Source organism: Glaciecola sp. HTCC2999 (assembly GCF_000155775.1).
Taxonomy (GTDB): Bacteria; Pseudomonadota; Gammaproteobacteria; order Enterobacterales; family Alteromonadaceae; genus Opacimonas.
The window spans coordinates 142,462-167,133 of sequence record NZ_DS989812.1 but is presented as its reverse complement, the minus strand read 5'-3'; the positions used below and the strand labels follow the sequence as shown (position 1 = coordinate 167,133).

Below are 24,672 nucleotides of genomic sequence, written 5' to 3'. Positions count from 1 at the left end.
AGAAGATAGCATAAATGCTCGTCATAGACGAGCATTTATCGAAGGTAGGATATAAGAGGAACTACAGATAATCGCGAATTAATGTTTCTGCAATTTGAACACTGTTCGTCGCCGCCCCTTTACGGATGTTGTCAGAAACAACCCACATATTAATACCATTGGGATGCGAAATATCATTACGTACACGCCCAACATGAGTTAAATCATTGCCACTGGCACTGCATACTTGCGTAGGAAATGCTTCACGATCATCATACAATTTAATGCCTTCAGCTTGAGCCAGTAACGCTTTAACATCAGCGGCATCAATCGGAGAACGTGTTTCAATGTGAATCGCTTCACCATGACCAAAAAATACTGGGACACGCACTGCGGTAGGATTCACTAGAATAGTATCATCACCTAAAATCTTACGTGTCTCCCACACCATTTTCATTTCTTCTTTGGTGTAATCATTATCAAGGAACACATCAATCTGTGGGATCACATTAAACGCAATTTGACGAGAAAAGTTATCGTTTTTCACTTCACGAGCATTTAATAAATCAGCGGTTTGCGTAGCGAGTTCTTCCATCGCTTCTTTACCTGCACCCGATACTGATTGATAGGTACATACGTTAATACGTTCAATCCCGACTGCTTCATGAATAGGCTTTAAAGCCACCATCATTTGAATGGTAGAGCAGTTAGGGTTGGCAATGATATTACGATTTCTAAAATCCGCTAATGCGTGACTATTGACTTCTGGTACGACTAAAGGAATATCCGGCTCATAACGGTAATGTGAGGTATTATCAATGACAACACATCCTGCTTCAGCAGCGATGGGGGCAAACTTTTCAGAAACACTGCCACCAGCAGAGAAGAAACCAAATTCAGCCTGTGACCAATCGAATTTATCGGCATCAAGCACTTCAATTTCTTTACCCTTAAATGTAATCGTACCACCCGCTGAACGGCTTGAAGCAAGAGGAAATAATTGATTAATAGGAAAATTGCGCTCTGCAAGTAAATCCATCATTGTTTGGCCTACGAGGCCAGTTGCGCCTAAAACGGCAACATTAAATGCTTGTGACATGGTAAATAAGGATCCTTAAACCGATTATAGCGTTGAGGCACTAAAACCCAACGCTGACAAAGTGTGCGTGGTTTGCTCAAAAGTACAAGTGACATGCGCCGTATCAAATTCTCGTCTTACCGCAATATCACTATTGGGTCGAGGTTGACGGTATTGCTTTCGTAATTGTGCAAAACAGGGTGATTGTGCCATGTTAGACACAAATTCGCTATGATCAAATGCTATATCATATATTGTCCATACCAATGTACTAAGCGATTCAACGGTTAAGGACTCATCCGAGCAGATTAACGACACATCATGATTGGGCAAAAAATCTGCCATTTGATGCACAATGGCTTGTTGAGTTTGTGTGGCTAACCAATCATATAGCATGAATGTCCCACGAGTTTTACCTTCCAAACTATGTCCAGCAATATGTGGCGTGGCAATTAAACAGTACTCAATCAGCTCTGTTAAAATATCAGGTTCATCTTCCCACACATCGAGTATCAGCGTCGGTGTTAGCCCCTGTTGGGCAAGACGAAGTAAAGCATGATTATCAACCACTTCCCCTCTGCCTGCATTGAGTAAGATTTGACGCGGTGAAAGCTGAGCTAATACCTGTTCATCAAATAAATGCCATGATGGGTAGGGTCCGTTTTTCACTAAAGGAGCGTGCAAACAGATAATGTCGCAACTTAAAATAGCCGCAAGATCGTTCCACTCTGGCCTATTTTCAGCTAACGCACGAGGCGGATCATAGGCATCTACGATCATTCATAATGCAGAAAACTTAGCCATGACACGACGACCCACTTGCCCTAGTCCGACGACACCTACCCTAAAACCTTGCAGTATGCTCACAGGATCTGACGCTTGAATATCACCACGTGCTAATAAGGCGTATAACACCCCACTGAGTGCATATTCCGAAACAGACGTCGCATTGCAACCTGCCGCAATAAACGTGTCAATCTTAGCTGCCGATAATGCTGCTAAATCAAGATGATTATAGCCTGCAGTCGCGGTAGCAAGAAACTGACATGATGATAATTGCCCCACTCTAGCTTGATCAATTTTACTGGTAGAACGGATCATCATGGCATCAACCGAAGCCAAATCGATATCAGCTAACGCCTGGTGATTAAACGCACTTGCATCTCCAAGAGAAGGAAACACATCTTCGGCGAATGGCATGTTGTCATCATATAGAATTTTCAAAATACACCTGTGGACTAAAAAACATTACTCAGATGATAGCTTAGCCCAAAAGTCGCGTAAAGCTTGAGTCACTGCTTCTGGCGCTTCTATTTGAGGATAATGACCAACATTTAATGGCGTATTATGTGTTTGAGGTAATAACCGTTCAAACTCATTCAGCATATGTTGACCTGAGATGGGATCATGCACGCCGTTAATCAATGTCAAAGGGATCTTCGCTTGTGTCAGCGCGTCTTGCCAGCGCGTAGCATTGGCATAACGCTCATCAATATAACTGAGCAACTGAGGGATCACTCGTCGTCCTTGATGTACATTCAATAACTGCCATAACTCATCAATTAATTCAGGCTGTGGCGGTGTTTTAGGACCAAATATTTGGTTGAAACTACTGGCTAATGTCCGCTTAGACATGAATTTACTTAGCAGCCCGCCAATCGGTGATTTTAATAATTTTTGAGTCCAAATCGGTTTGTGCAAGGCCGCAAACAGGCCCCCATTCATGAATACAACAGAACTGATGTTAAGTGCTAGTCGTTGCTGTTGTTGCCGAGCGAGTAATTCTTGGGCCACTGATACGCCATAATCATGAGCCACAAGATGAATTTTAGTGATCCCCCGCTCGATTAAACGAGCAAATAACAACTCAACAATGTCTGCTTGTTCATGGAGAGAGTATTGATGAGGATAAGGTTTATCTGATATACCAAAACCTAAAAAATCCAAGCCAATACAAAAATGCGTGTCCTTAAGTGTATGCCATTGGGCTTTCCAGTCACTACTGGCACTAGGAAAACCGTGCAAAAACACAACCACCGGCCGTGCTAACACGTCAACATTATCCACAGTTGAATACAAATCAAAAGGGCTAAAACAGCCCACATGCCAGTCTTGGTATTCAATATACTGAGCACGCGTTTGATACTCGCTCAGTATGAATGTACTCATTAGGAACGAAACCCCGGATAATCACGGTCAAGTTTACGTAAAATACCTGGCCATGCCATTTGTCCACCTGAGGATTTAAGGACTTCTTTGGCCATAGACTGTATCCCGGCTAAAATAGCGTCTGGCACTTTAATCAGTGGTTTCCCAGTCCCTTGCGCAAGCAATTGCGTTTCAGCAGCTCGCTGCATAATATACATAAACAAAAAGGCATCAGGGATGGTGCTCGCACAAGTTAATAACCCGTGATTACGTAATACAAAAAAGTTATTGTCGCCTAAATCTGCTACTAAACGTTGTTTTTCATCTGGATCAAGGGAAACCCCTTCATAATCATGGTAAGACAAGCCGCTTAACGGGAATAACGAGGCTTGTGAAAATGCTTCTAGCCCGTCTTCTAAAATGGACACCGCCACACCTTCGTTGGTATGTAGATGTAATACACAATGCGCATCTTCACGCGCTGCGTGCACTGCAGAATGAATATTAAAACCAGCAGGGTTGATATCAAAATCGCTATCTAAGACTTTGTTTCCGTCTAGATCCACTTTCACCAAACTAGAAGCGGTGACCTCTTCAAATAACATACCATAAGGATTAATTAAAAAATGTGCTTCAGGACCTGGCACACGAGCGGATATATGAGTAAAGATAAGATCGTCCCAACCATAATGAGCGACCATTCGATAACAAGCCGCTAGGTCGACGCGAATCGCCCATTCTTCTGGAGATACGATATCTTTAACAGATTGAGTCATAGGGTGTGTCCTTGCATTTATTATACGTATTTACCTTAATCTAAAATAAATACGCCCAAAACACCACACCCCAGATCATTATTAATCGTTATAACGGCGCATAACTAACGTTGCATTAGTCCCACCAAAGCCAAAGCTATTCGACATGATTGTATTAATCGTTTGCTCACGAGTTTCTGTCACAATATCTAGCCCAGCAGCAGCTTCATCTAATGTTTCAACATTGATCGATGGCGCAATAAAATCATTTTCCATCATCAGGATACTGTAGATCGCTTCGTTAACACCCGCCGCTCCCAAAGCATGTCCCGTCATCGCTTTGGTTGCACTGATGGCTGGCGATTTCTCACCAAAGACTTCTTGAATCGCTTTCAGCTCTTGAACGTCTCCCACTGGAGTAGATGTCCCGTGCGTATTTAAGTAATCAATATCAGTGTCCACGTTTTGCATCGCCATTTGCATACAACGAACCGCGCCTTCACCCGATGGAGCAACCATATCGTAACCATCAGAAGTGGCACCGTAACCGACAATCTCAGCATAAATATGTGCACCACGAGCTAAAGCGTGTTCTAGCTCTTCTACCACGACCATACCGCCGCCACCAGAGCTCACAAAACCATCACGATTAGCATCATAGGTACGCGAAGCTTTATCAGGTGTATCATTATATTGTGAAGATAAGGCTCCCATGGCATCAAATTGACCTGATAGGGCCCAGTGTAATTCTTCACCGCCACCGGCAAAGACGATGTCTTGCTTATTTAATTGGATCATTTCAAGTGCATTACCAATACAGTGAGCAGAAGTAGCACATGCTGAGGAAATCGAATAATTGACCCCTTTAATTTTGAATGGCGTCGCCAAGCAAGCAGATACGGTACTCCCCATACAACGAGTCACCATGTAAGGTCCAACACGGCGAACACCTTTATTACGTAAAATATCAGCAGAATCGACTTGGTGTTCAGATGATGCGCCACCAGAACCGGCAATAATACCCGTACGAATGTTAGATATTTGATCTTCAGTTAAACCAGAATCTGCAACGGCTTGTTGCATCGCAATAAACGCATAAGACGCAGCATCGCCCATAAAACGAAGCTGTTTTCGGTCAATATGTTCACTTAAATCAATGTCCACTTTACCCCAAACATGGCTACGTAAGCCTTTTTCGGCAAATTGTTCAGAATAAGTAATACCTGATTTCCCTGCGCGTAATGATTCGGTGACTTCCGCTTTATTGTTGCCGATGCTTGATACAATGCCTAATCCGGTGATGACTGCTCTTCTCATGATATTCCTTGGGGTTTTGTGTGTCGTATTTATCAGCGATGATTGTACGTTAGTTTATAAAATTAACTGGTCTGATATTATAGTGCCTTGAGTATATTTATTTAATGAGTCAATGTGAAGTTAAGCCACGCACAAATCAGTTTTAATGAGTCAGGCACGCCTGTCGCAGATACATTTACGGATGTGTACTTTTGCGATGCGCGTGGCTGTGAAGAAACCGATTATGTGTTTATCGAGCAAAGTCAGTTATTAACTCGCTGGTCAGAATTTACACAATCTTATCCCAATATGCCGTTTGTCATTGGTGAAACTGGTTTTGGGACGGGCTTAAATTTCTTTCAAACGTGTCATCATTATCAGCGTATGCTAGATGAGGGCTATACACTGCCACGTTTATATTACTTATCGACCGAAAAGTTTCCGGTTACCCCTGCAGATATTATCAAGGCATTAGCCGTTTATCCGCATTTAGCCCCCTTTATCGACGAGCTATTACCACAATACCCAATGCCACTAGCTGGCTGTCATAGGATGAGTATTCTTAATGATCATATCACTCTGGATTTATGGCTAGGTGATATTCATGACATTTTACCTCAATGGCATGTACCACCAAATGAAAAGCATGACTCAGGTTTAATCGACGCCTGGTATCTTGATGGCTTTGCGCCAAGTAAAAACCCTGACATGTGGAATGATGCGTTATTTGCGCAACTTGCGCGGTTGACCAAACCAGCTGGCACCATTGCTACTTTTACTGCCGCAGGATTTGTTCGTCGTGCACTCAATGCCGCCGGGTTTACCACGAAAAAAGCCAAAGGTTTTGGCAAAAAACGGGAAATGCTCAGCGCAAGACTCACCGAGCTTGCATCAAGAGAACATATCGTACAAACGCATACTGTTCCTTACTATCAACGCTCGGCTCAACAAACCTCACAGACACCAATCACGCAGGTAAGTATTTTAGGGGGAGGCATCGCCACGGGCTGTTTAGCGTATTTGTTGACTCAGCAAGGTATCAAAGTCAATGTGTATTGCGCTGATTCTGATGTTGCGCAAGGGGCATCAGGTAATGATCTGGGCGGGTTCTATCCACAACTCAACGCTCAAGCTAGTTATGCCAGTCAAGTTCATGCTAGTAGCTTTGTGCATGCTAAACGTTTTTATGACAAGCTTATTGCCCAGGGTGCCAATTTTGAACATGATTGGTGTGGCGTATTACTGGTGGGGTTCAATGATAAAGTCAAGACGCGTCAACATGCTTTGCAGGATGGACAAACTTGGCCGGATGCACTAATCAAAGGCGTATCTATCGAAGAAGCCGAAACTATTGCCGGCGTCGCCATGCCTTATACAGGGTTATTTATTCCAGATGGGGGTTGGATCAGCCCGCCTCAGTTGGTCAAGGCATTATTGCAACTGTCGACTCAAACTGGCTTATGTCAAATCGAGACTCGAACTACATTGACGCCTGAGCAAATCGATACACTCACGCAATCACCTGAGCATGCTGTCATTTATGCAACCGGCGCATCTTCACCTAATTTGCCGATCCCCCCGCTGCCATACCGAGTAGTACGTGGCCAAGTCGAAAGTGCCAGCGCGACAGTTCAAAGCACACCGTTAAATACCGTGTTATGCCATAAAGGATATTTCACTCCGGCAATTAATGGTTATCATGCGATGGGCTCAACTTATGTCAAAGAAGATACAAGCTGTGATTATCGGGCTAGTGAATCAGAACAGAATTTAGCAATGCACCAACAAAGCTTAGTCGAGTGTCCATGGATCCATGCAATGACATTGCCTACCAAAGGACGCGCTGCGGTACGTTGTTCGACGCCGGATCATTTACCGCTAGTCGGTGCGGTACCGGATATCCCACAACAACTCAATGACTATGCACATTTATACCAAGCGAAACCGGCATATACTTACCCTGATGCCCAAAATATCCCACAACAATATATTTTAACCGGCTTGGGTTCACGCGGATTAACTACAGCACCGTTAATGGCTGAACTCCTCGTCTCGCAATTGCTCGGACATCCTTTACCCGTCAGTCGTACAATATCAGAGGCATTATGCCCAAACCGTTTTTTAATTCGTGATGGTGTACGAAGGCAAGACTATTTGGCGCGATTCATGCCCCAAAACGATAGTCAGGGTGCTTAAAAGAGACGTTCAAGCAGTGTCCATATTTTCTGTTGATCAATATCCTCTAATTCACGATTGACAAAAGCATCGTTTAAATTAGCGATTAAGGTTTGACGCAGGAAAACCATCTTATCATCAACATCATCAGGTACTTGACTCACCGCTAGTGAAAAATGACCATGAAAATAACTGGCAATAAACAGCTCATCGTCGGTACCACTATCAACAATCATATCGAGTTGTGCTTCAATCGTATCGACCTTATCCCAAAATTGACTCATGTTGAATATTTACCCCTTTGACCTGTATTCGACGCCGACAGGGTACAGCACTTTATCATTATAACCTGTGATAACTTCCATGTAGCCATGCAATTGAGTATCCAATTCGGGATCGGATGTATCGCAGATTAATGGTCGCCCTTCAAGGTGTTGAAGCTTAGTTTTGGTGGCAACAATGAGAATATTTTCTCGACCAATCGTTCGTATCACCTCAGGGGATAACTGCTGATTACCACGGCCAAGAATATGCCCTTGTCCCCCAATTAAGGTGATCACTAATTTTGCTCGGTGGGTCTGTACATGTTCTAATAACTCAGACGCTGTTATATCCGCTAACACCTCACCACTAGCAGTGATCACGTCCACGCCTAGAAGCGTATTGTCGATCCCCCACTCGTCCATCATAAAATCGATGGTTGAACCCGATCCCATGATCCACGAGCAGTCATCTTCATCGTCGCGTAACTCTTGAATATATGCTGCTAAATCTGCCAATACTAATTCATCCGATTCTTTACCCCCCATTTTAACTGATTGCACGTATTGCAGTTGGGCGGGTACCGTGAGTTCGCCAAAGTGTTTAGCAATGACTTTGCCTTCGCGAAAGGCCGATTCATCAATGTCTCGTACTTCAGCACTTTGCACTGTCACCAATTTCCCTAACACCATATCAGCAATCACACAGCCTGCAGCACTAGGAGTGATGGCATAAACACCTGAGTGAATTTTACATCCCGCGGGGATCCCCAATACAGGAATATGGTGCGGCACTTGTGCGCAAATATTACGAGCGGTACCATCACCACCTGCAAATAAAATACAATCAACACCTTGTTCAACAAATATATCTACAGCGGCTTGGGTATCACTCGCTTCGGTTTGGGTATTGGGGTGGGTGTAACACACTTGAGTATCAAAACCCAATGACTCTGCACATTGAGCCCCCATTTGTCCTGATGCCGTTTTGATTAGAATATCAGCTTGGTAGTCAATTAATTGACTTAATGCCACTGTCGTTTTGTTATTCGCTTGAGGGATTGCCCCTTGAGCCAGGGCTTGAGCACGAATATCTGCGCCATCACTGCCTTTTAATGCAAGTGCGCCACCAATACCGGCATACGGATTTATTACCAACCCAAGCACAAAAGTACGTTGTTGGCGTTCAGCAGTTGAGGATTCAATTGACATTATGCGTGCTTTAAGTGGACTAAATCATTCTAAATTCGAGAATTTCTTAATTTACTATTTGTGGTCTCAAAAGACAATTGAGCGCGAGATTTTGGTGTAAACACTTTTTTGGGAAAATACTCTTTCCGTAACACATCGATAAAATATTCTGCGCGAGGAGGGAAACCAAAACTTAATAATTTTGATAATCGGTAAGCAACATTCGAGGTAAATGCTAACTCATCTGTTTTATCGCCATTTAAATTATCCATACTGATATTAAATTTAATACCACATGCTAAACAAAAGCCCCACTCTATTGCTTGGGGTAACTCTTCGACTTTGTAGAATTCTTTTTGGGTCGGTCTGTCACGATCATCTGGCGCGTACCAATATCCATAATCTTTTTTAAGACGACGCTCAGCACCAGCAATGCACCAGTGTGCAATTTCATGCAAGGCACTAGAAAAATAATCACTGCGAAATACAATTTGATGAAATGCGTTTTCGGCATCGGCAGGTAAGTAAATAGGCTCTTCGCCACCTTTTATAAGACGAGTGTTGTACTTGTCAAAAAAAGTGTCATCAAACAATTCTATCAATCTATCTACGTCGTGAATAACCCTATCCCCATACAAAAAAGTCCCTTAAATTAAAGTGTATATCACTTATTTAAAACCAGCCATAAAATTTTATAATAATTTATCTTTTCATGTAATATTATGGTGTTTTCTATTTTTTAGGTGTTGTGATGTTCAGTTTACCCGCGCCATTTACCTGCTCTTGGCATATTACTCCTGCACTCATTGATCATTATGGACATGTTAATAATGTCGCTTATGTAAAACAAATTGAAACGGTGGCATGGCTTCACTCTAATAGCCTAGGTTTGAGTATTGAACAATATAAAGCCTTAGATAGAGGCATGGCTATTCGCACTCACCATTTAGAATACCATCTTCCATTACACCTTGACGACACCGTCACTTGTGCCACATGGATCACATTATGTGACGGCAAAGCCTCTTTACATCGACGTTTTGAAATGGTCAATCTCAATACAGGTCAGTGCGTGTTTAGTGCACAAACACAATTTATTTGTATTGCATTATCCACCGGAAAAATAAAACGAATGCCTCCGGTGTTTACGGAAGCTTATTCTAAAGCATACCGTCAAGTTAAGGACCACGTATGAAAATTGCTCTGCTATTATCCCTAGCGATCAATGTACTTTTATTTGTTGCTTTATACTTTACGCTCAGTATTGATCACCATGACACATTAACGGTTCAAGGTGTTCACACACCCGTTAAGCAAAATACACTGAGTTCAACGAGACTAGCTGCTTCATCCGACGCCAATTTCTCTAACTCGAACCAAAGCATAATGACCAGCCTGGATCCCTCTGTGAATGTTGATAGTCAGTTTATGCAGCTCGAGTCACTTGCCAATTTAGGCCAGTGGACGACATTGGCACCATTATTAAATGAGTTTTTGTATCAACACCCTACACATTTTGGTGCTCAGATGCTGGAGGGGCGTGTCATCATTCACACTCAAACCAGTGCTAAAGGATTAGAATATCTCTATGCGCTGATGAGTCACCAAATAGATGACAATGCCATTAGCTTGATTCAAGATTTTATTAATCATCATGCCAATCCTATTATTGATGCGTTGCGCGATAATCAAGATTGGACGGCACTAGCGACGTTTGTTGAACCTTTGATTCAATTTGCTCCTACTGCGATCCAATACATAGAACCGCTAGCGTTATCGTACGCCATGTTAAATTTACCCGATGCCATGGAAAATACGTTGGCAAGTCTCCCCGACCAACATCCCATCATGATCCAAACCAGACGACTCTGGGAAGGCAAATTCAACGTCCCTGGTGATAACCAAACACAGCGTAACCTAGCTGCTACAGATAAATTCACCGAACAACCAAGTCGTATTGATGAACCTGCAGACATGATTATCCCGTTAAAAAATAAGCGTAATCAGTGGTATGCACCTTTGAATATTGGGTCCACTACATTTGAACTGTTAGTTGATACCGGCGCGTCAACAACAGCTATATCCGGTGAAGCATTTGAACGTTTAGCGCCTGAACAACGACAATTTTTAGGACGTATATTAATTAATACTGCCAGTGGTCAAACCCAAGCACGCTTATATAACATGAAGCAGGTAACGCTTGGCGGTTGGCAACTTGACCAAGTCGACGTATTAGTGCTGCCTGTCGACCGATTATCTGGTTTTGATGGGCTATTAGGGATGGATATCCTTAACCGCCCCCAAGTGATCATCGATCAAATCTCAGGGGCATTGGAAGTGAGGTTATAACGAAAACGGTTACAAACTCACCACTAAACGCATCGCTTGATCAATGGCACGTTTAGCATCTAACTCTACCGCAACATCTGATCCACCAATCAAATGATAAGGTTTAGTTAAGCCCTCACTGAGCTGTTGATTCGGCTCTTGCCCTGCACAAATCACGACATTATCAACCGCAAGGGTATGTGTTTCACCATTCACCGTAACATGTAATCCATCATCATCAATTTTGTTGTAAGTCACTGCGTTAATCATCTTAACACCTTTCATATGCAGGCCCATGCGATGCGACCATCCCGTTGTTTTGCCTAACCCAGCGCCGACTTTCGTCGCTTTTCGTTGTAACAAATAGATCTCTCGTGAGCTAGGTTCAGGTAAAGCTTGAATGCCTTCAATGCCACCACGTGATGAAAGCGTCATATCAATTCCCCACTGTGACATAAAAGAAGGGATATCTGTGCTTGGCGAAGTGTCACCATGGGATAAATATTCTGCCGTATCAAACCCAATACCACCGGCACCTATAATGGCGACTTTTTTACCTACCGGGCGTTTGTGTTTTAACACATCGATGTAACTCATGACACAAGGATGTTCTACACCGTCAATACGAGGGGTTCTTGGGATAATACCCGCGGCAATAATCACGAGATCAAAATCACTGTGATTTAGGTCCTCTGCGGTCATCTCAGTATTTAGCTGCACATTCACATTGAGCGCTTTGAGCTGTTCGCTAAAATATCGAATCGTTTCATAGAATTCTTCTTTACCGGGGACCTGTTTAGCGATATTAAATTGCCCACCAATCTCACTTTGTGCATCAAATAAGGTCACATGATGGCCACGCTGGGCTGCCGTGGTCGCAGCTGCTAATCCTGCAGGCCCTGCGCCAATCACAGCTAGTTTTAAAGGCGCATGGGTTGGTTCGATAACAATTTCTTGCTCATGACAAGCACGAGGGTTAACTAAACAACTCGTCATTTTGCCCACAAATACATGATCGAGGCAGGCTTGATTACAACCAATACAGGTATTAATTAAATGCGCTTGGTTCGCTTGTGCTTTAGCCAAAAATTGAGGGTCAGCTAAAAATGGACGAGCCATTGAGACCATGTCTGCATCACCTCGTGCTAATACAGACTCTGCAACCTCTGGCGTATTAATTCGGTTAGAAGTGATCACGGGTAAATTTAATGCCTGTCTAAATTTTGCCGTGACCCAGGTAAAAGCCGCTCGCGGCACTTTAGTGGCAATGGTCGGGATCCTAGCTTCATGCCAACCAATACCAGTGTTAATGATAGTCGCACCCGCTTTTTCAATACCTAATCCAAGTTCAATAACTTCTTCGGCTGTAGAACCACCTTCCACTAGATCTAACATCGATAAACGATAAATAATGATAAAATGTTCACCCACCGCTTCCCGTACTCGACGTACCACAGCTAATGGTAAACGGATGCGGTTTGTATATTCGCCGCCCCACTCATCATCACGTTGATTCGTTCGCTGAGCGATAAATTGATTAAGAAAATATCCCTCTGAACCCATGATCTCTACACCATCATAACCCGCTTCTTTTGCTAATAATGCGGTTTTGACAAAGTCATTAATTTGTCCTTCAATTTCAGCACTCGATAACTCACGCGGTACATATTGATTAATCGGTGCTTGTATCGGAGACGGGGCAACTAAATTTTGATTAAAAGAGTAGCGCCCTGTGTGTAGGATCTGCATACAAATCTTCGTATCGTACTGATGCACTTGATCCGTCACATAACGATGTTCAGCTAATACATCAGGATCATCTAATCGTCGAGAAACTGCATGGGTCGCACCTTCTTCATTAGGTCCTATGCCGCCAGTGACAATCAGACTCACGCCCCCTTTGGCACGCTCAACAAAATAGGCCGCAGTGCGCTTTTGACCGTTAGGTAACTCTTCTAAACCGGTGTGCATCGATCCCATAATCACGCGATTTTTGAGTTGGGTAAACCCAAGATCTAACGGGGTGAATAAGTGTGGATAAGGATGCGATGTATGTAATTGTTCTTTAGCCATAAGAAGCGTTCCCTGTATTGAGATAATAGTATATTAACCCTGTCATTAAAGGTAATGTATGACTGGTCATTTTATGATTCAGTTTGTCATTTTGCTGGTCTTGAGATTTATAGTTCAGCAATGATGTTGGCAGCGATTTTCTCAGCAATCATAATGGTTGGAGCATTGGTGTTCCCCCCCATAATTTTAGGCATAACTGAGGCATCGACAACTCTTAACCGCGTCACGTATTTCACTCGGCAGTCAGGATCAACCACTGTATTTGGGTCATCGACACTGCCCATCCGACATGTGCCGACCGGATGATAAACCGTTTCAGCACGTTCACGAATAAAATCAATGATGGCTTCATCGCTTAACTCTTCATCTAATGAGCTGGCTATTGGATACCATGGCGATAAACCATAATGAGTAAATTCAGGCGCGGTAAAAATCTGACGGGCTAAACGGACGCCGTCCACTAACGCATATAAATCTGCCTCATCTGACAAATAATTAGGATCAATATTTGGTGCATCTTGGGGGCTTTTAGATGCAAGACGAATGCTCCCCGTCGACCTAGGATATAAATGACAAACATGTAGACTAAAACCATAATCAAACGCCAATTGTCTGCCGTGATCAACGATCAATCCAGGAATAAAATGAAACTGTAAATCGGGTTTTTCTGCACTGCCATAACGACTCGCAGCGAATCCACCAGCCTCTGCAGCATTTGATGTCAGTAAGCCTTTTTTCTGTGTGAGGTATTGCATACCATGTGAGATATATTTGGGTAATAATCGTGGCATCACCGCATAACCGCATGCCGATTTTGCTTTAACTTGTACTACGACATCTAAGTGGTCTTGCATGTGCTGACCAACTGCGGGAATATCGGCAACGCATTCAATCATGTGCTCAGCTAAATGTGATTTATCACCAATACCCGATAACATGAGAAGCTGTGGGGAGTTAATTGCGCCACCAGATAAAATGACTTCTCGATTAGCCGTGTATGTTAAGATTTCTCCATTGATTTCACATTCAACGCCTTTTGCCTCGCCTCCTTCTATCAGTACTTTACGTACATGAGTATGAGTTAACACAGTTAGGTTGGGATGTGATAATACAGGACCAATGAAACCTTTTGCGGTTGAGCAACGTTGTCCATCACGATGAAATACTTGATAAATACCGAGTCCTAAACGCTCATGGGTATTGAAATCATCAACTTGAGGTAATTGAACATGCTGCGCTGCTGCAACAAACGCATCAGAGGAAGGGTCATGATAGCGTAAATCACTGACGCCAATAGGGCCACCTACACCATGGAATGGGTTCGTACCGCGAGTATTATCTTCACTTAGTTTAAATAGCGGTAAGACTTCATCCGCAGACCATCCTTTAGCCCCCATGGCCTCCCATTCATCATAATCACTGTATTGCCCACGAATATAGACCATCGCATTAATAGAACTTGAGCCACCCATGACTTTACCACGAGGCCAAAATAATTGACGTTCATTGAGTGTTGGTTGAGGAGTCGTATTATAGTTCCAATTTATCCCCGTTATACTGGAAAGAGCTGCTACCCCAATGGGCATATGAATAAAGGGGTTAGTATCTTTTTTTCCGGCCTCGATAAGGGCGACAGTCACTTGTTGGGTATCGATTAGACGTCGGGCAAGGGTGCAACCTGCAGTGCCTGCACCGACAATAATAAAATCAAAATTAGCAGTCATGTCTATCTCGTAAGCTACAATAAAGCAGTAATGTAACAGAGATCAAAACATTGTGTTGCAGAATTGTTATTTTTTTGATTTATGAGATAGAATTACCAAAATTAATCAGCAATATCAGCAGGTAGATCATCACGAATTTGCGCCCAAATTTTTCCACTCTCAATACCATACTGACGCACTAACAGCGGCACTCGTTGAGGTTCATCTTGGTCAATCAGCATCAGTAAATCTTGATAAAATTGTGTGGCTAAAGCACGTGCACTTTCATGAGAAAAATAATATGTCCCGATGCGTGCATACATTCCCTTAAAACCATTCATTAATAATACATAGATATTGTTATTTGAAGCGAACGCCAAATCATGGTTCATTTGATAATCAAATTCAGCAAAGGCAAGACCGGTTTGCTCTATCTCAGCATGACGGGCAATAATTTCACGAGCTCTATCTGGATTTTGTTTAAACGCACCTCGAATAAACACCGCACTGACATTAGTACGTGCAGCAAGAAGATTATCAACCAGTTCTTTGATATTGGCCGGATCAAGGCGAGCTAGGGTTTCTAAGATGTTTAACCCACAAGTTTCCCAGTAATTGTTCACTTTAGTCGGCTTACCGTGCTGAATTGTTAACCAACCATCACGGGCTAGGCGCTGCAATACTTCTCGCAGAGTCGTTCTAGTCACACCAATTAACTCAGATAATTCTCGCTCTGCAGGTAATATAGTACCAGGAGGAAAACGACCACTCCAGATAGACTCAACGATGTATTCTTCAGCAAAACCTGCTGGACTTTGGGCTTTATATATCATGAACATTCACTCAATTAATCTGAACTGATTGTACCAGATAAAGATCTATCTACCAATATTTATCCTATATTCCTATCAAACCCTCTTGTATTATATTAAATAGCCAACCCTAAAGAGGATCCAATATGCTATTTAATCAATTACAACGCTGGCCAGAATCGACATTACCATGGCGTTTATTAGGTCTAAGTGCGCTGGGATTACTTGCCACTGCATTATATTTTCAGCATGTGCTGGATCTGCAGCCTTGTATTAAATGCATTTATCAACGCACCGCTGTCGTAGGTATACTCATCAGTGCCTTATTACCGAGTATTTGGCAACATAGCATCTCTCGTTTACTGGGTTTTATAGGATGGGGCGTCGCGTCAATTTGGGGCTTTTTAATTGCCCATGAACATGTCGATATTTTGTTTGCTGCGAATCCGTTTTTTGCGATTTGTGACATCGTCCCTAACTTCCCAGCATTCATGCCATTGCATGAATGGCTCCCTGCTATCTTTGGTGCAACTGGGGATTGCAGTGAAAATTCATGGCAGTTTGCTGGCATGGGCATGGCTGAATGGATGCGTATTATTTTTGCCAGTTACGCGATAGTCTGGGCATTGATGCTGATGTTACGTGTGGTTAATTTACGTCGTATCTAATCAGGAATGTGGTCGTTATTCTTCCACATTCAATGGCCACGTAACGATACGGTCTTCAAATTTATTCATATCGACCGCTAACTCATTGACGGTTTTATTTCGCACCGACATGCCTGCACTATGCATCTTGTGCGCTTTACCATTATTCAACAACGGATGCCAAGATGGTAATGGCTTACCCTCATGCAAACGACGATATGAACAACTTGGTGGCATATAAAATATTTCAGGAAGATTTTCTTGCGTGAGTTTTACGCAGTGCGGAACCAGTTCAGTTCTGTCCTGGTACTCCGTACATTGACATGTTTTGGTATGCAAATACTGACAAGCGATGTCCGTAAAGAACATCTCTTCTTCACCTTTCGCCACATCCGTGTAATGGGCTTCGTCTACCTCATCATCTATAAATTTATGTAAACAACATTTAGCACAGCCATCACAGATTGCCTCCCATTGAGCATCATCCATATCTGCTAGCGCTATGGTTTCCCAGTATTTGGACGCGATGAGTGCACTCATCTGAGCGGATAACTTTGCCATGTTAGGTATCTTGCTGTGGATCGGGAGATAAACCCAGTGCGATACGATGCTCAGCTAATAAACTAGGACTAACTGGCGGTAACTGTAAATAATAGCCGGGGTCTTTAAGTGCATCGATGAGCTTGGTTTGATCAAGATTCACAAAGGTTTTATCCGTGGGTAATGCCATGAGCATGACGAGTTCAGGGTGCCCAAAGCGCGCTAACAAACCTTCCGGTACTGCACTAAAATCTTCTTTTTTAGGCACGTATAGATAAGTATCAGGGCGTTTCTTAGACTTGTAAATGGCGCAAATTTGCTTCATTGCAATTAATCTCTTTTAAGCTGTAGTCTAGCGAGTAAAGTGCTGAGCTAGTGCAGTAATTTTAGCACCCACTAACTCGCCTCGCCATCCTACTAATAGGTCAGGTTCCATGCCTAGAGCACGGGTATCATCAAACGCGAACACAAACCAACTAACTACCTGGTTAATCTGACGTTTTGATGCAAAATACGTCGAATCTACTCCTACTGATTGGGCCGCCTCACTACAAATGGCTTTGATCGCCGCAACATGTTTTTTATACAGTGGAACATCGGTGATCCGTTGAACTGCATCAGGGTAATCACTTTCAGGGGCTTGACGCGCGGTTTTAATGATACCTAAAATAGTATCACAATGACGTCGAGCTTCTTGAGGAGTGACGACATCTAATGCAAACAATGCGCCTTTATGCCCCGGAAGGCAAGACGCAATATCAAACATACTTTGCTCGCGCAAAATAAAGTTCTGGGTAATATCATGCTCTCGAGCAAACGTTAAACGCCACTGAGCTAACAATTGCATCGCATATAAATTTAGCGGACTCAGTTTCCAGGTATTTTTAAGCAATAAATAGGCATGTTTAGGGTCAATATTTGCTCGCTTACGTCGGATGAGTTGGTTTACTTCATCATAAACCCAATGTAGTTGCTGACTCGCTTCAAGCTTTTCTGCTAGCTTAAAATAACAAGGTAATAAGTACAGCACATCTTCCGCGGCATAGATTAATTGTTCTGGACTCAAAGGACGGCGGATCCAATCGGTTCGAGACTCCCCTTTTTCAAGGGTGATGTCTTGTAATAGCTCCACTAATCGTCCATAACCTACGGAATTACCTAACCCCGCTAATTGAGCTGCAACTTGCGTATCAAATAATGGCTCTGGCATAACCCCTAAGGCAAATTCAAACGTTTCTAAATCTTCTGAACACGCATGTAACACTTTAATCACTTGAGGGTTTGTCATGAGTTGTGACAACGGTGATAAATCATCTATCGCAATCGGATCAATCAACGCAATATCTACGCCATCATATATCTGTACCAAACCAATATGAGGATAAAAGGTTCGGGTTCTGACAAATTCTGTGTCCACAGCAATGACAGATTGTTGTGCAGCTTGTTGACAATATTGCAACAACGCATCATATGAATCTATCAATAAATAAGGATGTGACATGAGAGAATAACCAGTGTGTGTAAGTCGAGTGAACAACAAATTGAATAATGGGAACTAGATTAGCATAAAACGTAAAAGATGCGATATTTAGTTGATTTTGGGTTGTTTTTTACCTAAAGAACAGATGATCGAACCAGTGATTACCAAACATGCCCCGACATAAGCCCATTCATCCATATCACTGTGTACAAAACGAGTCGGATCGATTTGTATGGCCACGACCATTGATAAGTAAGTAAAAATGGGGGCGGTAGCGATCACAGCACTTACCTTTGAGGCACTCCACACTTCCATCGCTTCAGTAAATGCACCATAGGCTATAATGGTATTCAAACAACAAAATAATAAGGCCCCGATATGAACAGGAGTAAGCGTCAATAAGGCACCAAAATCGGTCAAAGGGACCAATAATAAAAAGCCTAAAGTATACATAAACAAAGTCAATTGCTTGGCATTTAAAAACGCAAATAATGGTTTTTGTGCCAGTGCATAAATAGCCCATGTCGTTGCTGCAAAAATAATAATAAACAGCCCAATAGGAGACTCTGTCGTAGAATGAGATAGTGTCTCTAAGCGCTCATTAAAAAATAACAACATCCCTATTAATAAGACGCCTGCGCCAAACGTTTGAAATCGAGTAAAGCGTTCTTTGAATATCACGACCCCACCGAGCATGAGTAAAAATGGCGCCAGTTGCATGATAACTTGTACGGTTTCAGGATTAAGATAATCCAAACCAATCACATTGGTGGTGTAATTTAACACTAGCATCACACTGGCAAATAGGACCAGTGCAAGGGTCGATTTGGATAATTGGCGCGGATCAGGAAATTGACGTTGACTGATCAGTACACCGAATATGAACAACCCCGCCACTAGAAAACGGTAGGCGGTAATTGTCATACTATCCATCATTTCTAAACAGATTTTCAGGAACAACGGTAACATACCCCATAACACGGCAGTAATTGCTGCGAGAATGAACCCGTAGATAGGACGTGGCTGTGCCATCAATCTTCCTTAACAAAAAGAGGTAATATCAACATGGATGCACAGCGATGAACTGAGAATTAACTTAATGATTCGATTAAATCTAAATATTCATCGATTTTATCAATCAAATGATCACGCTGAGCATCAGTGAGGGTGGGAAAGATAGCCCAAAGCATATTAATATACAACGCCTTATTTTGCTCAGCCGCACTTTGTAATGCAGCGGTCTGTAATGACTCTTGTTCCACAATAAAATGAGCTAGTTTCGTTTGAGCCTGATTATCAAAGGCAGCCGTTAACAAAATTTGTCTGGCGGTGTGATTCGATGTATCACCATACTCACGCCACAATTCATAGGTAGCGTTAAGTTGTTGTGCATAATCTTCAACTATCGTTTTCTGTGCTGGCGTCATACGGCCTAAATACTCAGATATATTCTCCGTTAAACGCTCGCTTCGCTTAGGCTGCTTACGTTGACGTTCAGCAAACTCTTCCGCGCGTTCTGACCGTTCATGGTTGATCGTCGCAAACAGCTGAGAGAGCTGGTCGAGGTTTAATGTGACCCCTATTTTAGCAATATCAGGGGCAATGCGTTGACGGATTCGGGCAGTATGTCCCTGAGCTATGTCGAAATGTGATGCCAATTCATCCTGAGTTAAATCCGAAGTACTAATGGCGTTACGCAAACGCAATAATTGAGTGCGATACTGAGGCAGTTCATTTTGTCTGTGCCAGGCTAACCACTCATCAATGGTTTGATCAACGAGAGGCTGTTGTGCATCGGTAAAATCAATATATTTACCAATCCACCAACCTAATAATGTATCTGCATTGTTATATACCAGACTACTTGAGCAAGCACTGAGCAATAGTAAAGTAACTAAAACAAAAATTTTACGCATCAAACCTGACTAACATAATTATTCAATATAGTTATTATACCGTTGACGCTGATTTTAGTTCAATATTAAGCCCATTAATTGCACTTTAGGGTTGGATGTTTAATCGTTTTAACAAATGCATCCACCACCAAGCCGGTCCGACTAATAAGAAACGTAAATCGTCAAAGAATGAAGGCTTTTTACCTTCAATTTTATGGCCAATAAACTGCAATACCCACATCACCACAAATAGTACGAGTGAAAATTGCCATACCGATATATCCAGCATTTCAAGTGCAGAGATGCCACCAAATACAGCAATAGTTAACAGTGTCATTGCCGCACCAATGGGCCCTGATAGTTTAAAATAGTACATCAGCATAGGAACAGCTAAAATATGAGCAAAAGTGATGTCAAATTTCGCAATCATATCTGGGACAGGTATGGCATAAATCAGCCCAATCGTGACAAAAAAAATACTTGGCACCGCTAAGCCATGGATCCAAATATTGGTGTTGTGTTGGTGTGATTCACCGTATTGATGTAATAATTTATCGATCTGTCGCATTGATTTATCCCATTAATTGCTTGTTAGCAGTAATTAACGCACACTTAGTCTTAGATTTTATCGTGCATTATTGTGGTGTCTTTTTATATAATCGACACAGAAAATTTTCAACACCGATATTAACATTAATTTTACATTCGTCTAGGGAATAATATGCCAACACCTGTTTGTTATGATGTGAAGATATTTGATATCCACGCTCATCTGTTACAAATCACTATCCAGTTACCCGCAAATATCCAACAAACAATATTGCGTTTACCCAACTGGATCCCTGGCAGTTACATGATCAGAGACTTTGCTCAACATGTGCATCAAGAGTCAGCCAAAGATTGTTTAGGACAGACGCTGGCATGGCGAAAAACATCTAAGCACACCTGGATTGTGGCCCCTTGTCAGTATGATTTCACCTTTACGTATATCGTGTTTGCAAATGATTTATCGGTACGTAGTGCCTTCATGAATGATTTATATGCATTTGTAAATGGTACGAGTATTTTTATGCAAGTGATTGATGATTATGATCCTAAGTGTGATGAGCTTGACGATATTAGGATCAATGATAACAAAACGTATGCGGTGCGCTTATATGCTAACGACTATGCTATCGAACATGAATGGCAAGTGAGCACGACGCTACCGCTGCTCCTTAAAGACGAATGCCCACCTGATATTTATGACCCGTCTCAATATGTGCTGGGTCATTACCAAGTCGAATCCTATGCCGATCTCATTGATCATCCTATTGTCATAGGCGCTATCAATGTGCATTCATTTATGGTCGAGGATGTCGTATTTGAGATGATGTTTACCGAAGACATCGATACTGATATGGCCGCACTGATCGAAGATATGAAAAAAATCTGTGCGCACCATTTGCATCTATTTAATTCCGAGACACCAATAAAACGCTATGTGTTTCAAACGCTCGTGGCTAAAGATGGGTTTGGTGGATTAGAGCATAAAGCGTCGACGGCGTTACTCTACCCGCGTGATGCATTAAAAAACACAGCAACAACAGGTATCAGTGAAGGCTATGAAACCTTCCTAAGTTTATGTGCCCATGAGTTATTTCATACGTGGCACGTTAAACGGATAAAACCAGATGTCATGGTGAATCCATCATTAACATTAGAAAATTATACGAATCAACTGTGGATTTATGAAGGCTTTACGAGCTTTTATGATGACGCCACCCTAGTGCGCACAGGTATCATTGATGCCCCAGCTTACGCCAATATTTTGGCTAAAAATATCACTCGGTTACTACGAAACCCTGGTCGTTTCGATCAATCTATTAGTACTTCCAGCTTCGAAGCTTGGACTAAGTTTTATAAGCAGACCCCTGATTCTACAAATTTCATTGTGAGTTATTACAATAAAGGTGGACTCGCCGCACTGTGTCTGGATATTGTGATATTACAACAGTCTAACGGAAAATATAATCTCGACTCGGTGATGCGCTTGCTATGGGAAAAGTACGGAGTCAATGAAGTCGGCACGCCTGATAATGTGATTGAAGTGATTTGCCGAGATGAACTACAGCTTGACTTAGATAGTGTTATTCATCATTTTGCACACAGTACTATCGAGTTACCGTTAGCCACATTGTTACCCACTATTGGTTTGTCGTTAACGTTACGACCGGCGGTTGATAATAATGATAAGGGCGGGATTACGAAAGCGACGCCTTGTGCCATTGCATTTGGTGCGATGCATAAAGCACAAAGCATTGGTATTTTGTTGACTCAAGTATTGATTGGTTCACCTGTGGCAGCTGCCGGGATGACGCGAAATGATGTCTTACTGGCCATCGAAGATCTCGAAGTCAGCTCCACGAACTTAATTAATCTACTCAATCGTTTTGCAGGGCGCGAGCAAGTGAAGGTGACTTGGCTTAGAGATGGTCGTCTGTGTCATGGTACCATGCTCATTAAACCGGCCTTGACCGATACCGCAGAAGTCCATGTCATCGATGAAACGATATTTCAACAATGGACCCAGCGAAAACTGACATTTATGTAGTTTGGTAAATAATATCTGCGACTAACTGCGGGTATTGCATATGCATATAATGATTGCCTGGCGTGTGGATGATGTTGACCTGATTAAACCAGTCTGCACGCGCTTTAGCTTGAATTTTAACTCGTTCAAATCCTTCATCAGCGACTATCATGGTGACCGGGCACATAATATGCTCAATAATATTTTGCGCCTGCCCCTCAGTAAAACGCAAAGTAGATACTGTCCGTAAGCGACTATCCGTTCCCCATTGGCACGATGCATCTACAGTGATCTCATTACTCGGCTGATGAAAACGTAGATTGCGTCGCATGAGCATATCGGCATGGGATACGCTGATATCACTGACTTTCATCCGCGCTTGTAATACCGCTAGGTAATCTTTTGGTTGTTTTGGCAATTTTTGAGATGCGCTTATTCGACTATCAATCGATGTGCGCATTTGTGTCACCGTATTACTTTCGTCATCCACTAAAGGACCTGCCGTCTCAATCAAAATAAGACGTGAAATCGCTTCACTTAAAATAGCAGCCACAGAACAAGCAACGATCCCCCCCATAGAATGCCCGACTAATGTCACCTGCTGCCAGCCTTGAGTAGTGATTAGCGCAACAATATCTTGGATGTAATCCGATTGGTGATAATGCGCATCAGGGCTACGATGACTAGAACGTCCATGACCGGCAAAATCAATGGCATAGACCTCTGGTATTGGCGCTACTGAAGCTGAGGTCATCTCCAATGCTAAAACCGACATTAAAGGCGCAAAACTATGGCAGTTATCCAAATAACCATGTAAACACAAGATCACATGGGTAGGTACAGAAGCTGTAGACGCTGTCGAAGGTTCCTGAGCGCTCAATGTGCGCCCATTTAAGGTTACCCCATTAGGCAATTTAAAGCTGATTTGAGGTAACGTTTCTAGTTCATCATTAATTCGTAAGACTGCGTTAATTGCTGGTAAATCCACAGAGTTTATCGCTCTGCGTATTTACGGTTATGCTCACTGGCTGTCGACGTCGTTGGTTTTGGTCGAGATGTACTATCTGGCTGACGATTGGGTATATTTTCCAATGTTTGTTTACTATTAGTCCCGCCAGCACCTGATTGGGTATTGCCCGAGCGCACTCTGATCCTACCTGATTCACGATAGATCCCATGATGACGCGAGCGGTAATAAGGAAAACCTAAATCGAAACCAAAACCGTGACCAAATCTAAAAAACGGCGTCACTTGTACTTTTGAATATTCAAACTCTTCAATGTCTTCCCATAAATAATAACCAGTGGCATAAATACTTGGATAAATATAAACCTGTTCAGATACTGTACCTTCCACTGGATCGCCTACGGTACCTAACACACTCACTACGCGCTCTTGTTTAAAGACCAGAGGATCAATAAACCCATCTACAAATACCTTAAAACGGCCAATAGACGCTTTGGATAAATTGGGGCGGCCATTGGCTTTAAGCGGGTAATGGACCATTTCAATCACACTACCATCTGGATTATTTTCAACCTGTGCAATCACCCCACCCCATCGTGCTTGAGCATCTTTGGCTGTTTGATTCATCACAACCTCTTCGTAGCTGACTAATGCAGTATCTTCTGGCGTTTCTAAGATCGGAGGTACCGAAGCACAGCCACTTAGCATTAACAGGGTCATTATTAAGAAGGTCTTCATCTTCATCATATCCTTAGGAGAAACATCTCATTATCA

General features: G+C 42.5%; 25 protein-coding genes. 5 read left to right on the top strand and 20 right to left on the bottom strand.

Annotated elements, in window-relative coordinates; genetic code table 11:
* Positions 1 to 61: 61 nt before the first annotated feature.
* The 6 genes from G2999_RS07075 to fabB form a co-directional block, all read right to left on the bottom strand.
* Positions 62 to 1,078, bottom strand: coding sequence for an aspartate-semialdehyde dehydrogenase (locus G2999_RS07075; RefSeq protein WP_010180165.1), 1,017 nt, complete (start codon positions 1,076 to 1,078; stop codon positions 62 to 64).
* 24 nt (positions 1,079 to 1,102) lie between these two features.
* A complete protein-coding gene (locus G2999_RS12670) occupies positions 1,103 to 1,837 on the bottom strand; it encodes a DUF3410 domain-containing protein (protein WP_010180163.1) in 735 nt (244 codons plus the stop codon).
* Positions 1,838 to 2,281 (bottom strand): hypothetical protein, encoded by a 444-nt coding sequence (locus G2999_RS12665; protein WP_156780238.1) that lies wholly within the window; start codon positions 2,279 to 2,281, stop codon positions 1,838 to 1,840.
* Between the two features lie 24 nt (positions 2,282 to 2,305).
* Positions 2,306 to 3,226 carry an alpha/beta fold hydrolase gene (locus tag G2999_RS07065; protein ID WP_010180158.1) on the bottom strand — a complete coding sequence of 307 codons (921 nt, stop codon included), beginning with the start codon at positions 3,224 to 3,226 and terminating at the stop codon, positions 2,306 to 2,308.
* Positions 3,226 to 3,981, bottom strand: a complete 756-nt coding sequence (locus G2999_RS07060) for a class II aldolase/adducin family protein (protein WP_010180157.1) — start codon at positions 3,979 to 3,981, stop codon at positions 3,226 to 3,228. The genes G2999_RS07065 and G2999_RS07060 overlap by 1 nt, the downstream gene beginning before the upstream one ends.
* An 81-nt stretch (positions 3,982 to 4,062) precedes the next feature.
* The gene (gene fabB, locus G2999_RS07055; protein ID WP_010180154.1) at positions 4,063 to 5,277 is read right to left on the bottom strand and encodes a beta-ketoacyl-ACP synthase I; all 1,215 of its coding nucleotides are present in this window, start codon (positions 5,275 to 5,277) and stop codon (positions 4,063 to 4,065) included.
* Positions 5,278 to 5,391: 114 nt separating this feature from the next.
* Here fabB and mnmC point away from each other — a divergent pair, with 114 nt between their 5' ends.
* Positions 5,392 to 7,452 carry a bifunctional tRNA (5-methylaminomethyl-2-thiouridine)(34)-methyltransferase MnmD/FAD-dependent 5-carboxymethylaminomethyl-2-thiouridine(34) oxidoreductase MnmC gene (gene mnmC, locus G2999_RS12115; protein WP_010180152.1) on the top strand — a complete coding sequence of 687 codons (2,061 nt, stop codon included), beginning with the start codon at positions 5,392 to 5,394 and terminating at the stop codon, positions 7,450 to 7,452.
* On the opposite strand, the gene G2999_RS07045 is transcribed toward mnmC, so the two are convergent.
* From G2999_RS07045 to G2999_RS12110, 3 genes are read right to left on the bottom strand one after another with little or no spacing between them, the layout of a single operon-like run.
* Entirely contained in the window at positions 7,449 to 7,715 is a 267-nt protein-coding gene (locus G2999_RS07045; RefSeq protein WP_010180150.1) for a YfcL family protein, read from the bottom strand. The genes mnmC and G2999_RS07045 overlap by 4 nt on opposite strands.
* A gap of 9 nt (positions 7,716 to 7,724) precedes the next feature.
* On the bottom strand, positions 7,725 to 8,903 hold the full coding sequence (locus G2999_RS07040; protein ID WP_010180148.1) for an ATP-NAD kinase family protein: 1,179 nt from the start codon (positions 8,901 to 8,903) through the stop codon (positions 7,725 to 7,727).
* A 29-nt stretch (positions 8,904 to 8,932) separates the two neighbouring features.
* Positions 8,933 to 9,484, bottom strand: coding sequence for an elongation factor P hydroxylase (locus G2999_RS12110; protein WP_232222428.1), 552 nt, complete (start codon positions 9,482 to 9,484; stop codon positions 8,933 to 8,935).
* A 149-nt stretch (positions 9,485 to 9,633) separates the two neighbouring features.
* Between G2999_RS12110 and G2999_RS07030 the strand changes: the two genes are divergently transcribed.
* Together G2999_RS07030 and G2999_RS07025 are read left to right on the top strand one after the other, a co-directional pair.
* Entirely contained in the window at positions 9,634 to 10,077 is a 444-nt protein-coding gene (locus G2999_RS07030) for a thioesterase family protein (RefSeq protein ID WP_010180144.1), read from the top strand.
* Positions 10,074 to 11,231: a TIGR02281 family clan AA aspartic protease gene (locus G2999_RS07025; protein WP_010180142.1), complete on the top strand. Its 1,158-nt coding sequence runs from the start codon at positions 10,074 to 10,076 to the stop codon at positions 11,229 to 11,231. Before G2999_RS07030 ends, G2999_RS07025 begins: the two co-directional genes overlap by 4 nt.
* A 9-nt stretch (positions 11,232 to 11,240) precedes the next feature.
* Here the strand turns inward: G2999_RS07025 and G2999_RS07020 are convergent, their stop codons facing one another.
* The 3 genes from G2999_RS07020 to fadR form a co-directional block, all read right to left on the bottom strand.
* A complete protein-coding gene (locus G2999_RS07020; protein ID WP_010180139.1) occupies positions 11,241 to 13,283 on the bottom strand; it encodes an NADPH-dependent 2,4-dienoyl-CoA reductase in 2,043 nt (680 codons plus the stop codon).
* Between the two features lie 107 nt (positions 13,284 to 13,390).
* Complete coding sequence (locus G2999_RS07015; RefSeq protein ID WP_010180137.1) at positions 13,391 to 15,007, bottom strand: GMC family oxidoreductase; 1,617 nt, start codon at positions 15,005 to 15,007, stop codon at positions 13,391 to 13,393.
* A gap of 101 nt (positions 15,008 to 15,108) precedes the next feature.
* Positions 15,109 to 15,819 carry a fatty acid metabolism transcriptional regulator FadR gene (fadR, locus tag G2999_RS07010; protein WP_010180135.1) on the bottom strand — a complete coding sequence of 237 codons (711 nt, stop codon included), beginning with the start codon at positions 15,817 to 15,819 and terminating at the stop codon, positions 15,109 to 15,111.
* 125 nt (positions 15,820 to 15,944) lie between these two features.
* Between fadR and dsbB the strand changes: the two genes are divergently transcribed.
* Entirely contained in the window at positions 15,945 to 16,466 is a 522-nt protein-coding gene (gene dsbB, locus G2999_RS07005) for a disulfide bond formation protein DsbB (protein WP_010180133.1), read from the top strand.
* A gap of 15 nt (positions 16,467 to 16,481) precedes the next feature.
* Here the strand turns inward: dsbB and G2999_RS07000 are convergent, their stop codons facing one another.
* The 6 genes from G2999_RS07000 to G2999_RS06975 form a co-directional block, all read right to left on the bottom strand.
* Positions 16,482 to 17,006: a YcgN family cysteine cluster protein gene (locus G2999_RS07000; protein WP_010180131.1), complete on the bottom strand. Its 525-nt coding sequence runs from the start codon at positions 17,004 to 17,006 to the stop codon at positions 16,482 to 16,484.
* A gap of 1 nt (position 17,007) precedes the next feature.
* A complete protein-coding gene (locus tag G2999_RS06995) occupies positions 17,008 to 17,310 on the bottom strand; it encodes a YcgL domain-containing protein (protein WP_010180129.1) in 303 nt (100 codons plus the stop codon).
* A gap of 27 nt (positions 17,311 to 17,337) precedes the next feature.
* A complete protein-coding gene (gene rnd / locus G2999_RS06990; protein WP_010180127.1) occupies positions 17,338 to 18,486 on the bottom strand; it encodes a ribonuclease D in 1,149 nt (382 codons plus the stop codon).
* 87 nt (positions 18,487 to 18,573) lie between these two features.
* Positions 18,574 to 19,497 (bottom strand): DMT family transporter, encoded by a 924-nt coding sequence (locus G2999_RS06985; protein ID WP_010180125.1) that lies wholly within the window; start codon positions 19,495 to 19,497, stop codon positions 18,574 to 18,576.
* Positions 19,498 to 19,556: 59 nt separating this feature from the next.
* Complete coding sequence (locus tag G2999_RS06980) at positions 19,557 to 20,381, bottom strand: DUF6279 family lipoprotein (protein WP_010180123.1); 825 nt, start codon at positions 20,379 to 20,381, stop codon at positions 19,557 to 19,559.
* Positions 20,382 to 20,466: 85 nt separating this feature from the next.
* A complete protein-coding gene (locus G2999_RS06975; RefSeq protein WP_010180121.1) occupies positions 20,467 to 20,928 on the bottom strand; it encodes a DUF962 domain-containing protein in 462 nt (153 codons plus the stop codon).
* Positions 20,929 to 21,081: 153 nt separating this feature from the next.
* On the opposite strand from G2999_RS06975, the gene G2999_RS12105 reads away from it, so the two are divergent.
* Complete coding sequence (locus tag G2999_RS12105; RefSeq protein WP_010180119.1) at positions 21,082 to 22,953, top strand: M61 family metallopeptidase; 1,872 nt, start codon at positions 21,082 to 21,084, stop codon at positions 22,951 to 22,953.
* Here G2999_RS12105 and G2999_RS12660 read toward each other — a convergent pair.
* Together G2999_RS12660 and G2999_RS12095 are read right to left on the bottom strand one after the other, a co-directional pair.
* Positions 22,946 to 23,920 carry an alpha/beta fold hydrolase gene (locus tag G2999_RS12660; protein ID WP_010180117.1) on the bottom strand — a complete coding sequence of 325 codons (975 nt, stop codon included), beginning with the start codon at positions 23,918 to 23,920 and terminating at the stop codon, positions 22,946 to 22,948. The two genes, G2999_RS12105 and G2999_RS12660, sit on opposite strands and share 8 nt — an antisense overlap.
* A 5-nt stretch (positions 23,921 to 23,925) precedes the next feature.
* On the bottom strand, positions 23,926 to 24,636 hold the full coding sequence (locus G2999_RS12095) for a Slp family lipoprotein (RefSeq protein ID WP_010180115.1): 711 nt from the start codon (positions 24,634 to 24,636) through the stop codon (positions 23,926 to 23,928).
* Positions 24,637 to 24,672 lie beyond the last annotated feature (36 nt).